The sequence below is a fragment of the Cellulomonas xylanilytica genome (assembly GCF_007989805.1).
Taxonomy (GTDB): Bacteria; Actinomycetota; Actinomycetes; order Actinomycetales; family Cellulomonadaceae; genus Cellulomonas; species Cellulomonas xylanilytica.
Map to the genome: position 1 here is coordinate 76812 of NZ_BJUB01000001.1, position 14897 is coordinate 91708.

Annotated in this window: 14 protein-coding genes; 7 read left to right on the forward strand and 7 right to left on the reverse strand. The window is 73.0% G+C overall.

All coding sequences use genetic code 11. From position 1 onward, the window contains the following. Positions 1 to 9: 9 nt before the first annotated feature. Genes CXY01_RS00310 through CXY01_RS00320 form a run of 3 tightly spaced genes read right to left on the reverse strand, consistent with a single transcriptional unit; the run spans position 10 to position 2665 of the window. A complete protein-coding gene (locus CXY01_RS00310; RefSeq protein ID WP_146925085.1) occupies positions 10 to 966 on the reverse strand; it encodes a metal ABC transporter permease in 957 nt (318 codons plus the stop codon). Further along, positions 963 to 1739 carry a metal ABC transporter ATP-binding protein gene (locus tag CXY01_RS00315; protein ID WP_246124874.1) on the reverse strand — a complete coding sequence of 259 codons (777 nt, stop codon included), beginning with the start codon at positions 1737 to 1739 and terminating at the stop codon, positions 963 to 965. Before CXY01_RS00315 ends, CXY01_RS00310 begins: the two co-directional genes overlap by 4 nt. Further along, a complete protein-coding gene (locus tag CXY01_RS00320; RefSeq protein WP_246124875.1) occupies positions 1736 to 2665 on the reverse strand; it encodes a metal ABC transporter substrate-binding protein in 930 nt (309 codons plus the stop codon). The genes CXY01_RS00315 and CXY01_RS00320 overlap by 4 nt, the downstream gene beginning before the upstream one ends. Before the next feature lie 159 nt (positions 2666 to 2824). Between CXY01_RS00320 and CXY01_RS00325 the strand changes: the two genes are divergently transcribed. After that, a complete protein-coding gene (locus tag CXY01_RS00325; protein WP_146925087.1) occupies positions 2825 to 4210 on the forward strand; it encodes a glycine--tRNA ligase in 1386 nt (461 codons plus the stop codon). 48 nt (positions 4211 to 4258) lie between these two features. Here CXY01_RS00325 and CXY01_RS00330 read toward each other — a convergent pair whose 3' ends face one another. Next, complete coding sequence (locus CXY01_RS00330) at positions 4259 to 5215, reverse strand: hypothetical protein (protein WP_146925088.1); 957 nt, start codon at positions 5213 to 5215, stop codon at positions 4259 to 4261. Then, positions 5212 to 5814, reverse strand: a complete 603-nt coding sequence (locus tag CXY01_RS00335; protein ID WP_146925089.1) for a SigE family RNA polymerase sigma factor — start codon at positions 5812 to 5814, stop codon at positions 5212 to 5214. Before CXY01_RS00335 ends, CXY01_RS00330 begins: the two co-directional genes overlap by 4 nt. Positions 5815 to 5938: 124 nt before the next feature. Between CXY01_RS00335 and CXY01_RS00340 the strand changes: the two genes are divergently transcribed. The 5 genes from CXY01_RS00340 to dusB are packed head-to-tail and all read left to right on the forward strand — an operon-like array spanning position 5939 to position 10649. Next, complete coding sequence (locus CXY01_RS00340; RefSeq protein WP_146925090.1) at positions 5939 to 6883, forward strand: ABC transporter ATP-binding protein; 945 nt, start codon at positions 5939 to 5941, stop codon at positions 6881 to 6883. After that, a complete protein-coding gene (locus tag CXY01_RS00345; RefSeq protein ID WP_146925091.1) occupies positions 6880 to 7665 on the forward strand; it encodes an ABC transporter permease in 786 nt (261 codons plus the stop codon). The genes CXY01_RS00340 and CXY01_RS00345 overlap by 4 nt, the downstream gene beginning before the upstream one ends. Before the next feature lie 43 nt (positions 7666 to 7708). Continuing rightward, a complete protein-coding gene (locus tag CXY01_RS00350; protein ID WP_146925092.1) occupies positions 7709 to 8842 on the forward strand; it encodes a sensor histidine kinase in 1134 nt (377 codons plus the stop codon). Continuing rightward, complete coding sequence (locus tag CXY01_RS00355; RefSeq protein ID WP_146925093.1) at positions 8839 to 9450, forward strand: response regulator transcription factor; 612 nt, start codon at positions 8839 to 8841, stop codon at positions 9448 to 9450. The genes CXY01_RS00350 and CXY01_RS00355 overlap by 4 nt, the downstream gene beginning before the upstream one ends. A 14-nt stretch (positions 9451 to 9464) precedes the next feature. Next, positions 9465 to 10649, forward strand: coding sequence for a tRNA dihydrouridine synthase DusB (gene dusB, locus CXY01_RS00360; RefSeq protein WP_146925094.1), 1185 nt, complete (start codon positions 9465 to 9467; stop codon positions 10647 to 10649). A gap of 91 nt (positions 10650 to 10740) precedes the next feature. Here dusB and CXY01_RS00365 read toward each other — a convergent pair whose 3' ends face one another. Beyond that, the gene (locus tag CXY01_RS00365) at positions 10741 to 11619 is read right to left on the reverse strand and encodes a carbohydrate kinase family protein (RefSeq protein WP_146925095.1); all 879 of its coding nucleotides are present in this window, start codon (positions 11617 to 11619) and stop codon (positions 10741 to 10743) included. A 70-nt stretch (positions 11620 to 11689) separates the two neighbouring features. On the opposite strand from CXY01_RS00365, the gene CXY01_RS00370 reads away from it, so the two are divergent. Then, positions 11690 to 13111, forward strand: a complete 1422-nt coding sequence (locus CXY01_RS00370; RefSeq protein WP_146925096.1) for an alpha-amylase — start codon at positions 11690 to 11692, stop codon at positions 13109 to 13111. 43 nt (positions 13112 to 13154) lie between these two features. On the opposite strand, the gene CXY01_RS00375 is transcribed toward CXY01_RS00370, so the two are convergent. After that, positions 13155 to 14891, reverse strand: a complete 1737-nt coding sequence (locus tag CXY01_RS00375; RefSeq protein ID WP_146925097.1) for a glycoside hydrolase family 13 protein — start codon at positions 14889 to 14891, stop codon at positions 13155 to 13157. Between the last annotated feature and the right edge of the window lie 6 nt (positions 14892 to 14897).

A 14897-nucleotide genomic window follows, 5' to 3' on the forward strand; every position in this document is an offset into this window, starting at 1 on the left:
GACCCGATCCTACGTCGTAGGTGAGGGTCGCCTAACCGAGCCGGAGGCGTCGTCGACGTCGTCGACCAGCAGCACGTCGTCGACCATGTCCGGGTGCGGGTCCTGCGGGGCGGCCGGCCGGCGCAGGATCGGCTGCAGCGTGGCGGCGACCGCGTACACGAGGATCGCCAGGACGACGATCGTGGCGCCCGGCGGGATGTCCTGCCAGTACGTGAGCACCAGCCCGGCGACGCTGACGACGACCCCGATGACGCTGGCCAGCGTCATCGTGCGGCCGAACGACCGGGCGAACAGCTGCGCGATGGCAACGGGCACGATCATCAGCGCGCTGACCAGCAGGAGGCCGACCACCCGCATCGCGATGGTCACGGTGAGGGCCGCGATGGTGGCGACGAGCATCGACAGCAGCCGCACGGGCAGGCCGCTCGCGCGGGCGAACTCCTCGTCGTGGCTGACCGCGAACAGCGCCGTGCGCAGGCCGACACCCACGGCGAGCACGAGGACGGCCAGGGCGACCGTCCACCACAGGTCCGCCGTCGATACCGTGGAGATGGAGCCGAACAGGTAGCTGATGAGGTTGGCGTTGGTGCCGCCCGCGAGCTTGATGAGCAGGACGCCGCCGGCGATGCCGCCGTAGAACATGAGCGCGAGGGCGAGGTCGCCGCTGGTCCGGCCGCGCTCGCGCACCAGCTCGATGACGATCGAGCCGACGACCGCGGCGATGACGGCACCGGGGAGCGCCAGCGCGTCCTGCGGGACCAGGCCGGCCCAGCTGCCGACCAGCCAGCCGAGCGCGACGCCGGTGAGGGCGACGTGGCCGATGCCGTCGCCCAGGAGGGCCATCCGGCGCTGCACCAGGAACGTGCCGACGACCGGCGCGGCGGCACCGACGAGGATGGCCGCGACGATGGCGCGCTGCATGAGGGGGGAGCCGAGCAGCTGGAGCACCTGGTCCCACGCGGTCACGGATTCACCTCCACGGACAGCGACGGCCCGGTGCGCGGCGGCTCCGGGTCGGAGTGGGCGTGGGTGTGGTCGTGCTCCTCGCCGGCATGCTCGCTGCGGGCCCGGGGTGGCGGCCCGTCGTGCGCGACGCGACCGTGCCGCAGCACGACCGCCCGGTCGATGAGGGGGGCGAACGGGCCGAGCTCGTGCAGGATCACGACGACGGTCGTGCCGGCGTCGTGCAGCCGGCTCACGGTGTCGACGAACGTCGCCTGCGTGGGGATGTCGATGCCCGAGGTCGGCTCGTCGAGGACCAGGAGGTCGGGGTCGCGGACCAGGGCCCGGGCGATGAGCACCCGCTGCTGCTGGCCGCCGGACAGCTCCTGCACACGCTGGAACGCGCGGTCGGCCAGACCGACGTCGGCCAGGGCGTCGAGCGCCCGGCGCTTGTGCCCGCGTGGCGGTCGCAACGTGCGGCCGTTCAGCAGGCCCGACGTCACCACCTCGTAGGCGGTCGCCGGGACACCGGCCGCGGCCGGCAGCCGCTGGGGCACGTAGCCGATGCGGTCCCACGGGGCGGCCGGCCCGAGGGGCGCGCCGAAGAGCCGGACGTCGCCGGCCGTGCGCCCGACCACGCCCAGCAGCGCACGGACCAGGGTCGACTTGCCGGAGCCGTTGGCGCCCAGCAGGGCCAGCACCTCGCCGGCGGGCACGACGAGGTCGATGCCGTCGAGGATCGGCTGGCCGCCGAGCGTCACGCCGAGGCCGGTGGCCTCGATCACGGGTGTGCTCACGAGCAGGACAATGCCATGCGCAGCGCGTCCAGGTTGGCCCCGGCGATCGAGAAGTAGTCGGCGTCCGGGTCGGCCAGCCCCTCGATCGGGTCGAGGACGGCGGTCTGGACGCCCAGGTCGCCCGCCAGGGTCTCCGCGACCTTCGGGCTGACCAGGGTCTCGAAGAAGATCGTGCTGACGCCCTCGTCGCGCACGAGCTGCTCGACCTCCGCCAGGCGGGCGGGCGACGGCTCGGCCTCGGGGTCGACGCCCGAGATGCCGACCTGGCGCAGGTCGTAGCGGTCGGCCAGGTAGCCGAACGCCTCGTGCGACGTGACGAACGTCCGGGAGTCGCACTGCTCCAGGCCGGCGGCGTACTGCGCGTCGAGCTCCTCGAACCGCTGGGTGAGGGCGGCGGCGTTGGCGGCGAACGTGTCGGCGCCGTCGGGGTCGATCTCCGTGAGCGTGTCCGCGACGTCCTGGACGACCGACGGCATCCGGCTGGGGTCGAGCCAGAAGTGCGGGTCGAGGTCGCCGTGCTCCTCGTGCTCCTCCTCCGTCTCACCCTCGTGGTCCTCCTCGGCGGGCGCCATGAGCGTCGTGTCGCTCGCTGCGTCGACGACGTGCGCCGGGGAGGTCTGGTCGACGGCGTCGTCCACCGCGGCCTGGAAGCCGGACAGGTAGACCACGAGATCGGCGGAGTCGATGCGCGCGACCTGGGCGGGGGAGAGCTCGACGTCGTGCGGCTCTGCGCCGGGAGGGGTCAGGCTGGCGACGTCGACCCGGTCCCCGCCGACCTGCTGGGCGACGAACTGGAGGGGGTAGAAGGAGGCCAGGACGTCGACGGTGCCGTCGTCAGCGCCCGACGCGCCGGCGCACCCGGTCAGAACCAGGGGCAGCGCGGCGAGAGGGGCGAGCACGGTGAGACGACGACGCAGCGTGGACATGACGATCATTCTCAGTTAGACGAGAACCGTTGTCAAAACGCGTTCTGCTCCTGACGGGTAGCCTGGCTGCTCCACCCTGTTCCGCCGTGGCGCCCGTCGCTGCGGTCCACCCGTCCGCGACACCCAGCCGCGGACGCCACCACCCTGGAGTGATCGATCGTGGCTGCACCCTCCCGCCTGGACTCCGTCGTCTCCCTCGCCAAGCGGCGCGGGTTCGTCTTCCCGAGCGGTGAGATCTACGGCGGTACCCGCTCCGCATGGGACTACGGACCGCTCGGCGTCGAGCTCAAGGAGAACATCAAGCGCCAGTGGTGGCGCACGATGGTGACCAGCCGCGACGACATCGTGGGCCTGGACTCCTCGGTGATCCTCCCGCGCCAGGTCTGGGTCGCCTCCGGCCACGTCGGCGTCTTCACCGACCCGCTGACCGAGTGCCTCTCCTGCCACAAGCGGTTCCGCGAGGACCACATGCTCGAGGCGTTCGAGGAGAAGAAGGGCCGCGCCCCCGAGAACGGCCTGGCCGACATCGTCTGCCCCAACTGCGGCACCCGCGGTCAGTGGACCGAGCCCCGTGACTTCAACATGATGCTCAAGACGTACCTCGGCCCCGTCGAGGACGAGTCCGGCCTGCACTACCTGCGGCCCGAGACCGCGCAGGGCATCTTCGTGAACTTCGCCAACGTGAGCACCACGTCGCGCAAGAAGCCGCCGTTCGGCATCGGCCAGATCGGCAAGTCGTTCCGCAACGAGATCACGCCCGGCAACTTCATCTTCCGCACGCGCGAGTTCGAGCAGATGGAGATGGAGTTCTTCGTCGAGCCCGGCACCGACGAGACGTGGCACCAGTACTGGATCGACCAGCGCACCGACTGGTACGTCGACCTCGGCATCGACCGCGACAACCTGCGGCACTACGAGCACCCGGCCGAGAAGCTGTCCCACTACTCCAAGCGGACCGTCGACATCGAGTACCGCTTCGGCTTCCAGGGCAGCGAGTGGGGCGAGCTCGAGGGCATCGCGAACCGCACCGACTTCGACCTCAAGACGCACACCGAGCACTCCGGCCAGGACCTGTCGTACTTCGACCAGGCGTCCGGCACCCGGTACGTGCCCTACGTCATCGAGCCCGCGGCCGGCCTCACCCGCTCCCTCATGGCGTTCCTCGTCGAGTCGTACACCGAGGACGAGGCACCCAACACGAAGGGCGGCGTCGACGTCCGCACCGTGCTCAAGCTCGACCCGCGCCTCGCACCGGTCAAGGCCGCCGTGCTGCCGCTCTCCCGCAACGAGTCCCTGTCGCCCAAGGCTCGCGACCTCGCGGCCGAGCTGCGCAAGAGCTGGAACGTCGAGTTCGACGACGCCGGCGCCATCGGCCGCCGCTACCGCCGTCAGGACGAGATCGGGACGCCGTTCTGCATCACGGTCGACTTCGACACGCTCGACGACCAGGCGGTCACCATCCGCCACCGCGACGACATGACGCAGGAGCGCGTCGCCCTGGACAAGGTCGTCGGCTACCTGGCGCAGCACCTCGTCGGCGCCTGACCTCGCACACGTCGAAGGGCCCCTCGACCGAGGGGCCCTTCGCCGTGCTCAGCCGTCGACGCGACCGCCGACCGACGCGATCGCGTCACGCAGGAGCGCTCCGCCGTCAGGCTGCTCCGCGTAGCACTCGCTGAGAGCTCCGGAGCAGCCGGCGTTGAGGAACGGGGTCCCGTCGGAGCCGACGAAGATCGGGAACGCCACCTCACCGGTCCAGGCGCCGTCCTGGTCGATGGGGCCGACACCTCGGTCGGCGGTCGCGCTGTTCGGACTCGTCTGGACTGCGTAGAGCAGGCGGCCGTCCGCTGTCGGTGCGCGGAATGTCGGCACCTCCACGTGGTGCACCAGCTCGCCGCCCCCCGCGATTCCGGACGGAAAGTAGATCACGACGCGGGGGTCGGGGATCCCCAGGGGCACTGCTCCGGTGAGCATGGTGGGGTTGCCGATGTCGTTGAGTACGTAGGTGGTGTCGAGCGTCGCGGGGTACGTCCGCCCGGCGTAGTCCGAGGCGGTGTCGTCGCTCCGCCAGGTGAGCGTCGTGCGACCGAACGTCGGGGCGTCGACGACCTCGCCCTTCTCGCGAAGCTCGAGCGCAATGCCCATGTCTGCCCGTGGGATTCGTGGGTTCGTTGCCACACCTGTGGCGTCGAGCACGCGGAGGTCGAACACGAGTCCCGTGTCCCACCACGGCCGGCCGTTCGCGTCGGTCTCGGGGATCAGGGTGTTCGTCGCGCTGAGACCGGCGGGCAGGGGCGCCACCTGATCCGTCCCGATGCTGGACGGCTGCTGCGGCCGAGGCGTCAGAGCCTGACTCCCGAGCGTGATGCCGGCGACGACGACACCGACGCCGGCCGCAGCGGTGACGACGTGCGTGGCAGAGCGCCGGCGCCGACGTCGGCGGCCCGCGACAAGGGTCTCGCCCGGGTCGAGCGACATGGGCGGCAGAGCGGCGTCGACCCGGGCGCGCAGGGAGCCGACGAGGTCGTCGTCGGACAGGGTCGGGCTCATCGGGTGCTCCGGTCGGTCGGGTCGTTCGAGGTCAGCGCGGTGCGCAGGGTCGCGAGGCTGCGCGACGCGGTGGACTTCACGGTGCCGACGCTGACGCCGAGCTCGGCGGCCACCTCCGCCTCCGGCAGCCCGAGGAAGTGCCGGAGCACGACGATGCGGCGCTGGCGCGGGGAGAGCAGGGCGAGCGCGCGCACCAGCTGGTCGCGGTCGTCGGACGGCCCGAGCGCGCCGGACGACGAGCCTTCCGGCAGGTGCTCCGGAGCGGACAGGACCTCCCGCCGCCGTCGGCGCCACGTGTCCGTCCGGAGGTTCACCAGGACGCGTCGGGTGTAGGCGAGCGGGTCGTCGGCGCGGGCGCGGGACCACGACGCGTAGGTCCGGACCAGCGCGCTCTGCACCAGCTCCTCGGCGCGGTGGGCGTCGCCGACCAGCAACCAGGCGGTCTTCAGCAGCGTCGCGGAGTGCGCCTGCATGAAGGCGGTGAACTCCACGTCGACGCCCGGCGTGCTCGACGCGCGCCCGGTCGGCAGGACGCGGACCGAGTCGTCGCCGGCGTCGTCGACCGGTGCTGCGCCGCGAGGCGCGAGGGGGATCGGCATGGAGCTCACACGGTAGAAGACGCACGACCGGCCGGGAAGGTTGAGTGCACAGGTGACATCCGTCATCCCGAGCCGGTGACGGTCGGCGGGGGAGCGCCGCCCACCCGCCGGTCAGGATCGAGCCATGACCTTCACCGACACGTTCCCGCTCCCGGCCGAGGCCGGGACCGGTCCGCTCGCGATCCACCTGCGCGGACTGCACAAGTCGTTCGGCGCCGTGCGCGCCGTCGACGGCATCGACCTGGCCGTCGCGCCCGGCGAGGTCGTCGCGTTCCTCGGCCCCAACGGCGCCGGCAAGACGACCACGATCGACATGCTGCTCGGACTGGCTCAGCCGGACGCCGGCTCGGTGTCGGTGCTGGGCCTCGATCCCAGCCGGGCGATCGCCGAGGGCCGCGTCTCCGCCGTGATGCAGAGCGGTGGCCTGCTCAAGGACCTCACGGTCGGCGAGACCGTCGAGCTGACCGCCTCGTTCTTCCGGTCCGCGCGCTCGGCCACCGAGGTGCTCACGCGTGCGGGCATCGCGGACATCGCCGACCGCAAGGTGGGCAAGTGCTCGGGCGGTCAGCAGCAGCGGCTGAGGTTCGCTCTCGCGCTGCTGCCCGACCCGGACGTGATCGTGCTCGACGAGCCGACGACGGGCATGGACGTGGAGGGTCGCCGCGACTTCTGGACCGCGCTGCGCGCCGACGCCGCCCGGGGCCGGACGATCCTGTTCGCCACGCACTACCTGGAGGAGGCCGACGCCTACGCCGACCGCATCGTGCTGGTCAGCAGGGGGCGGGTCGTCGCCGACGGGTCCGCCGCCCAGGTGAAGAACCTCGCCTCGGGCCGGGTGGTCACCGCGACGCTCCCCGACCTCACCGCCGAGCAGGACGCGGCGCTGCGGGCGATCCCCGGTGTCCAGTCGGTCGAGCAGCGACGCGACCGCGTGCTGGTGCACACGTCCGACTCCGACGGCGTCGCCCGCCACCTGCTCACCGCGACCGCGGCGAGCGACCTCGAGATCACCGCCCGAGGGCTCGAGGACGCGTTCCTCGCCCTCACCACCTCAGGGAGCCCGGCATGACCACCGTCGTCGACGCACCGACCACGACCGCTCGCGTCCCGCGGACCGGCTTGGTGAACGGCCCGTTCCTCGCCATCGAGCTGCGTCGCCTGCTGCGCAACCGCCGGACCGTGATCTTCACGCTGATCATGCCGCCGGCGTTCTTCCTGATCTTCGGCACGGCCGACATGTACACGACGCAGTCGGTGGGCAACGCCAACGTGACCGCGTTCATCATGGTCTCGATGGCGCTGTACGGCGCGATGCTCGCCACCACGAGCGGCGGCGCGAGCGTCTCCGTGGAGAGGTCGCAGGGGTGGACGCGACAGCTGCGGCTGACCCCGCTGCGCCCGGCGACGTACGTGCTCACCAAGGTGGCCGTCGCGATGGTCATGGGGCTGGCCGCGGTCGTCGTGGTCGCGGCCGTCGGGCTGGTCAGCGGCGCCTCGGGCGACACCTGGGCGCTCGCCGGGTCGCTGGCGCTCGCCTGGGTGGGCTCCGTGGTGTTCGCCGCGTTCGGCCTGTTCATGGGCTACCTGCTGCCGGCCGAGAACGTCATGCAGATCCTCGGGCCGGTGCTCGCGCTCCTGGCGTTCGCCGGTGGTCTGTTCGTGCCGCTCGGCGACGGGCTGTTCGCCGACATCGCCAAGGTCGTGCCCACGTACGGCCTGGCCGAGATCGTCCGGGCGCCTCTGACGGGGGAGGCCCCGAGCATCTGGGCCGTCGTCAACGTGGTCGGCTGGGCCACCGTGTTCGTCGGCGGCGCCGCCTGGCGGTTCCGTCGCGACACCGCCCGCGTGTGACCGCGCGTGTGAGCGGGCCCGCGGACGGCCTACCGTGGGCGCCGTGACGGCAACCGCGACCCAGCGACCCGGCAGCGTCGGACCGGGCCGGCCAGGCGTCTGGCGTGTCATGCGGGTGGTCGGACCCGTGATGGGCATCGTCTGGGTGGTGTTCCTGCTCCCGGCGTGGCAGTCCGCCTGGGACGCCCCGCAGGGGATCGAGCGGATCCTGTCCCTGGCTGCGATAGCCGGGCTGGCCCTCACCTTCGGTTGGGTCGTGGTCACGTGCGCCGGACCTCGCGGTGGCCCGGGACCGCATCCGGCAGCGGCGCGCGTGCTCGCCGTCGAGCTGTTCCTCGTCGGCCTGGCGACGCTCGCCGCCGAGTCGCGGGGGCTGGTCGGCCTGGTGTTCGTCAGCGTGTCGGCGATCTTCCTGCTGCGGGACCCACGAGCTCTGTTCGTCCCCCTCTTCGCCGCGGCCGTGATCCTGGCCGTCCCCCGCGTCGTCCCGGGGTGGGACACGATCGACGACCTCATCGTCTCGGTCTTCCTCGCGTCGGTCGCCGTGTTCGGGTTCACGCAGCTGGCGGCGCGCAACCGGCAGCTGGCCATCGCTCAGGACGAGGTGGCCGTGCTGGCGGTCGAGCGGGAGCGCGAGCGGATCGCGCGCGACATGCACGACATCCTCGGGCACTCGCTCACCGTGATCTCGGTCAAGGCCGAGCTGGCGGGCAAGCTGTTCGACGTCGACGCCGAGCGCGCGCGCGCCGAGATCGCGGAGGTGCAGGGCCTGGCCCGGGCCGCGCTCGCGGACGTGCGCGCCATGGTCTCGGGGACGCGCGCGGTGACGCTGGCGGGGGAGCTGGCCGGTGCGCGGCAGGCGTTCGACGCGGCCGGGATCGAGGCGCAGGTCCCCGGCGCGCTCGACCAGGTGCCCGACGACCTGCGCGAGCTGTTCGCGTGGGCCGTGCGCGAGGGGACCACCAACGTCCTGCGGCACGCTGCGGCCAGCCACGTGCAGATCACCATGACGCAGGACACGCTCGTCGTGGACGACGACGGGCGCGGGCCGGCCGTGGCCGGCCCGGGCAACGGGCTGAACGGGCTGACGCAGCGCGCCCGCCAGGCGGGCGCCCGCGTCGAGGTGGCGGAGAACGACAAGGGCGGGTACCGCCTGACCGTGACGAGGGCCCGATGATCCGCCTGCTGCTGGCCGACGACCAGGCCCTGGTCCGCGGTGCCCTGGCCGCGCTGCTGGACCTGGAGCCCGACCTCACGGTGGTCGCGCAGGTGGGGCGAGGGGACGAGGTGGTCGAGGCGGCGCGAGCGAGCAGCGCGGACGTCGCCCTGCTCGACGTGGAGATGCCGGGCACCGACGGGATCACCGCCGCGGCGGAGCTGCGCCGGACCTTCCCGGCCTGCCGGTCGCTGATCGTCACCACCTTCGGCCGCCCGGGCTACCTGAGGCGGGCGCTGGATGCGGGCGCCAGCGGCTTCGTGGTGAAGGACACGCCGGCCGAGCAGCTGGCCGACGCGGTGCGGCGGGTGCACCGCGGCCTGCGCGTGGTCGATCCGGAGCTGGCCGTCGAGTCGTTGGCGGTCGGGACGAGCCCGCTCACCGAGCGCGAGCGGGACGTGCTGGTCGCCGCTTCGGGCGGCGGGACGGTCGCGGACATCGCCCGGGAGACGTTCCTGTCCGAGGGCACGGTGCGCAACTACCTGTCCGCCGCGATGGGCAAGACGGGCGCCCGGACGCGGGCGGAGGCCGTCCGGCTGGCGCAGGAGAACGGCTGGTTGCTCGGCTGAGGGACAATGGCTCCATGACCATGACGACTCCCGCGGTCCCGGCGCGCCCCGGCGCCGTGCTGCCGCCGTTGCGCATCGGTCCGCTGACCATCGACACGCCGGTCGTGCTGGCGCCCATGGCGGGCGTCACGAACGCCGCGTTTCGCCGCCTGTGCCGCGAGTCGGGCGCCGGTCTGTACGTCGCCGAGATGGTGACGTCCCGCGCCCTGGTCGAGCGTGGTGAGGAGTCGATGCGGATCATCTCGCACGAGCCCGACGAGCGACCGCGTTCCGTCCAGGTCTACGGCGTGGACCCCGCGACGGTCGGTGCCGCGGTCCGGCTCATCGCCAGCGAGGACCGCGCCGACCACGTCGACCTCAACTTCGGCTGCCCGGTGCCCAAGGTCACGCGACGCGGCGGGGGAGCCGTGCTGCCCTGGAAGCGGGACCTGTTCCGCGCCATCATCACGGCCGCGGTCGAGGCGGCACGCCCGTACGGCGTCCCGGTCACCGTGAAGATGCGTAAGGGCATCGACGACGACCACCTCACCTACCTCGAGGCCGGCCTCGTCGCGCAGGAGGTCGGGGTCGCCGCCGTCGCGCTGCACGCGCGCACCGCTGCTGACTACTACTCCGGCACCGCCGACTGGGACGCGATCGCGCAGCTCAAGCAGACGGTCACGGACATCCCCGTGCTCGGCAACGGCGACATCTGGTCCGCCGAGGACGCCCTGGCGATGGTCGCGCAGACCGGGTGCGACGGCGTCGTCGTCGGCCGCGGCTGCCAGGGGCGGCCCTGGCTGTTCGCCGACCTCGCCGCCGCGTTCTCGGGGTCCGACGAGCGCATCACGCCGGGCCTCGGGTACGTCGCGACCATCGTGCGCCGGCACGCCGAGCTGATGGTCGAGCACTTCGGGGACGAGGGCAAGGCGCTGCGCGAGATGCGCAAGCACATGGCCTGGTACTTCAAGGGCTACGTCGTCGGCGGGGAGACCCGCGCGGCGCTCGGCCTGGTGTCGACGATGGCCGAGCTCGACGAGCGGCTCGGGCGGCTCGACCTGGAGCAGGGCTACCCCGGTGCCGGCGCCGAGGGGCAGCGCGGTCGCGCCGGGTCGCCCAAGCGCCCCCTCCTGCCGTACGGCTGGCTGGACTCGCGCGACCTGTCCGACGAGTTCGCGAAGGCCCTGCACGAGGCCGAGCTGAGCGTCTCAGGCGGCTGACGCGGGGGTCTGATGCCCCGACGTGCCGTACCAGCTCTCGGTGGCGGTGCTCAAGGCTTGTACGCGGGAAGCGCTCCTCGCCGGCGGTGCGTCAGACGCGCCGGATCGTCACCCTGGCGGCGATGCGGTCGAGGGTCGACGTGGTGGCGGTCGGGGCGCCCAGGTCGGGCGTGGTCACAGCGAGAGCGCCCGCGGCCGACGCGCGGGCGAGGGCACCCTCGACGGGGAGGCCGTCCAGCGTGCCGCTGAGCAGTCCGGCCAGGAACGCGTCGCCCGCGCCGTTCGTGTCCACGACGTCGTCCACCGGTGCGGCCGGGACCTCGATCCACCCGTCGGCGTCGAGCGCGAGCGCGCCGTCGCCGCCGTCGGTGCACACCGCCAGCCGGCACCCGCGCGCGACGGCGTCCGACAGGTAGGCACGCGGGTCGGCCAGCCGCTCGGCGCTCACCAGCAGCACGTCCGCCGCGGCCGCGAACGCGCGCGGGTAGTCGCCGACGCCGTCGTCGTCGTGCACGTCGCACCAGACCGGCACCCCGGCGGCGCGCGCGGCGGCCAGCAGCGGACGGCTGTGGTCGGCGAGGTCGAGGACGGCCGCGTCGACGTCGTCGAACGACGGGACCGACGTGGCCGCGGGATCGGGGAGCTCCAGGTAGATCGAGACCCGGGAGCCGTCGTCGGTCATGAGGTTGACGTGCCGCTCGGTCGCCGCGACGTCGAGCACGACGGTCGTGACCCGGGGGTGGTCGAGCGCGGCGCGCACGAGTCGGCCCTCGCGGTCGTCGCCGATCGCGGTGCGCAGCGTGACGTCGACGCCGAGCGCTGCCAGGGTGACCGCCTTGCCGGCGGAGGTGCCGCCCAGCCCGTCGTGGTGGCTGCTGGCGAAGAGCGCCGACGACCGCGGCTCCGGCAAGGCGGCGATCCGGATCAGGGTGTTCCAGGACGACGGGCCGTTGACGAGGACGCGAGGCACGTCGTCCAGCGTAGGGCGCTAGGGTGGCTCGGACCTGCAAGTTGCTGCAATGAGTTGCAGCCTGCCCCGGATGGTGACGATGACGCGCCTGCCTGCCCGTGCGACCGCCCTGGCCGGCGCCGTGCTGCTCCTCGCGGCCTGCACCGGCACCCCGGAGCCCGCGGCGGCACAGCGGCGTGACGTCGGCGTGCAGCTGTTCCAGTGGACCTGGGACGCGATCGCCGCGGAGTGCACCGACACGCTCGGCCCCGCGGGCTACGCCTGGGTGGTCACCAGCCCGCCGCAGGAGCACATCGTCGGCGAGCAGTGGTGGACGTCGTACCAGCCCGTCAGCTACCGGGTCGAGTCCCGGCTCGGCACGCGCGACCAGTACGCGGCCATGGTCGAGACGTGCCACGACGCCGGCGTCGACGTGTGGGCCGACGCGGTGGTCAACCACATGACCGGCCAGGACCAGCCGGGCACGGGCTGGGCTGGCTCGCCGTACAGCCACGACGACTACCCGGGCATCTGGACCGAGGCCGACTTCCACCACTGCGGCCTGACCCCGAACGACGACATCGCGAGCTATCAGGACGCCGCCCAGGTGCAGACGTGCGAGCTGGTGAACCTGGCGGACCTCGCCACCGAGACCGAGCGCGTCCGGTCGACGATCACCGCGTACCTGGAGGACCTGCTCTCGCTCGGCGTCGACGGCTTCCGGATCGACGCGGCCAAGCACATGCCCGCCGAGGACGTCGCCGCGATCGTCGCGGACCTGCCCGAGGGGACCGGGATCGCGCAGGAGGTCATCCGGGGCAGCGGCGAGCCGATCACGCCGGAGGACTACCTGGGCAACGGGCAGGTCTACGAGTTCGCGTACGGCAAGGAGCTCCAGGGCGTGCTGGCGAGCTCGCCCGGCCGGGCTCTCGAGCTGGGCGCCTCCGCGTCGTGGGTGCCGTCCGACCAGGCGGTGGTCTTCGTCGACAACCACGACACCGAGCGCAACGGCTCGACGCTGAGCTACGCCGACGGCGAGCGGTACGCGCTGGCGAACGTCCTCATGCTCGCGGGCTCGTACGGCACGCCGGTGGTCTACAGCGGCTACGCGTTCTCCGACCGCGATGCCGGGCCGCCCCAGGACAGCGACGGCCGGGTGCTCGACGCCTCCTGCGGCGAGGCGCAGGAGGACGGGGACTGGGTCTGCCAGCACCGCTGGCCGCAGGTCGCGGGGATGGTCGGCTGGCGCAACGTGGTCGGTGACGCGCCGCAGGTCGACCTCTGGTCGGAGGGCGACGCCGTGGCGGTCGGCCGCGGCGAGCGCGGCTTCGTCGTCGTGAACCTGGGTGACGACGAGCTGCGCGCGGAGCTGGCGACGAGCCTGCCCGACGGCGACTACTGCGAGGTGCTGGAGGCGCAGGGCTGCTCCCGGTCCACCGTCCGGGACGGCGCGATCAGCGTCACGGTCCCGCCGATGTCGGCGCAGGCCTGGCACGTCGACGCGCGCCCCTGAGCGCGGGACGGCCCCGCCGTGCGGCGGGGCCGTCCACCAGGGCTCAGGCGGTGCAGCGAGCCCAGGCGGTGACGTCCGACGGCACCAGGACGGTGCCGTCGTCGGCGACCGAGAGGTCGGCCGAGGACAGCAGCACCTCGGCGCCCGCGGGCAGTGCCACCGGCTCCGGGCCCAGGTTGGCGACCACCAGGACGTCCCGGTTCACGAACGCGATGACGTCGTCGCCGAGGCCGTGCAGCCACTCCATCCCGCCCGAGCCGAGCCCCGACTCGCGGCGCAGCCGCAGCGCCGAGCGGTACGTCTCGTACGTCGACCCCTCGACACCGCGCTGGGCGTCGAGCGCGTAGGTCGCCCACGCGGCCGGCTGCGGCAGCCAGGTCACCCCGGTCGGCGAGAAGCCGAAGCCCTCCGCGTCCGCGGCCCACGGCAGCGGCACCCGGCACCCGTCACGACCGCGCTCCGCACCGCCGGTCCGGAAGAACGCCGGGTCCTGGCGCAGGTCGTCGTCGAGCGACGTGTGGTCGGGCAGGCCGAGCTCCTCGCCCTGGTACAGGTACGCGGAGCCGGGCAGGCCGAGCATGAGGAGCGACGCGCAGCGGGCCCGGCGCAGGCCGAGGGTCTCGTCCGGCTGCTCGTCGCCGTGGCCGATGCCGTTCGGGCGGGAGCCGGGCTCGGCCAGGCCGAGCCGCGAGGCGTGCCGGACGACGTCGTGGTTGGACAGCACCCACGTGGTGGGAGCGCCGACGGCGTCCGACGCACGGTAGGAGGCCTCGACGACCGTCCGCAGCGCCGAGGCGTCCCAGTGCGTCGCCAGGAACGCGAAGTTGAAGGCCTGCTGCATCTCGTCCGGCCGCACGTACCGCGTCAGCCGGGACAGGGGCTCCACCCAGGCCTCCGCGACGAGCGCGCGGTCGCCGGGGTACTCGGCGAGGACCTTGTTCCAGGCGCGGTAGATGTCGTGCACGCCGTCCTGGTCGAACATGGGGCCCTGGTTCCCCGCACCCGACACCGTGTCGGTGGGCTCGACGTCGTCGGACCCCTCGATCATGGAGACGTGCCCGTCCCAGTCGGGCAGGCCGGGGGCCTTGACCATGCCGTGCGCCACGTCGATGCGGAAGCCGTCGACGCCGCGGTCGAGCCAGAACCGCAGGACGTCCTCGAACTCGGACCGCACCTCGGGGTGCTCCCAGTCGAGGTCCGGCTGGCGCGAGTCGAACAGGTGCAGGTACCACTCGCCGGGCGTGCCGTCGGGGTCCGTCGTCCGTGTCCACGCCGGGCCGCCGAAGATCGACTGCCAGTTGTTGGGCGGCTCCGTCCCGTCGACCCCGCGGCCCTCACGGAACAGGTAGCGGGCGCGCTCGGGGGAGCCCGGGCCCGCGGCGAGCGCGGCCTGGAACCAGACGTGCTCGTCGGAGGTGTGGTTGGGCACCAGGTCGACGATCACGCGCAGGCCGAGACCGTGCGCGCGCTCGAGCATCTCGTCGAAGTCGGCGAGCGTGCCGAAGAGCGGGTCGACGTCGCGGTAGTCGGCCACGTCGTAGCCGGCGTCGGCCTGCGGGGACCGGTAGAACGGCGAGAGCCAGACGGCGTCCACGCCGAGCTCGGCCAGGTGCTCGAGGCGGGAGGTCACGCCGGGCAGGTCGCCGATGCCGTCGCCGGACGCGTCCGCGAACGAGCGCGGGTAGACCTGGTAGATCACGGCATCCCGCCACCACTCGCCGTCGGGCGATCCGGCGGTGTGCACCAGGGTGCGCAGGGGTCGGGTGTCGATCGTCGTCATGCGGGC

What these genes read in the sequence shown, in the direction of transcription:
- CXY01_RS00320 (WP_246124875.1), bottom strand. Translation starts at nt 2,665, where the DNA reads ATGTCCACGCTGCGTCGTCGTCTCACCGTGCTCGCCCCTCTCGCCGCG.
- CXY01_RS00330 (WP_146925088.1), bottom strand. Translation starts at nt 5,215, where the DNA reads ATGAGCCCGACCCTGTCCGACGACGACCTCGTCGGCTCCCTGCGCGCC.
- CXY01_RS00335 (WP_146925089.1), bottom strand. Translation starts at nt 5,814, where the DNA reads ATGCCGATCCCCCTCGCGCCTCGCGGCGCAGCACCGGTCGACGACGCC.
- CXY01_RS00340 (WP_146925090.1), top strand. Translation starts at nt 5,939, where the DNA reads ATGACCTTCACCGACACGTTCCCGCTCCCGGCCGAGGCCGGGACCGGT.
- CXY01_RS00345 (WP_146925091.1), top strand. Translation starts at nt 6,880, where the DNA reads ATGACCACCGTCGTCGACGCACCGACCACGACCGCTCGCGTCCCGCGG.
- CXY01_RS00355 (WP_146925093.1), top strand. Translation starts at nt 8,839, where the DNA reads ATGATCCGCCTGCTGCTGGCCGACGACCAGGCCCTGGTCCGCGGTGCC.
- dusB (WP_146925094.1), top strand. Translation starts at nt 9,465, where the DNA reads ATGACCATGACGACTCCCGCGGTCCCGGCGCGCCCCGGCGCCGTGCTG.
- CXY01_RS00370 (WP_146925096.1), top strand. Translation starts at nt 11,690, where the DNA reads ATGGTGACGATGACGCGCCTGCCTGCCCGTGCGACCGCCCTGGCCGGC.
- CXY01_RS00375 (WP_146925097.1), bottom strand. Translation starts at nt 14,891, where the DNA reads ATGACGACGATCGACACCCGACCCCTGCGCACCCTGGTGCACACCGCC.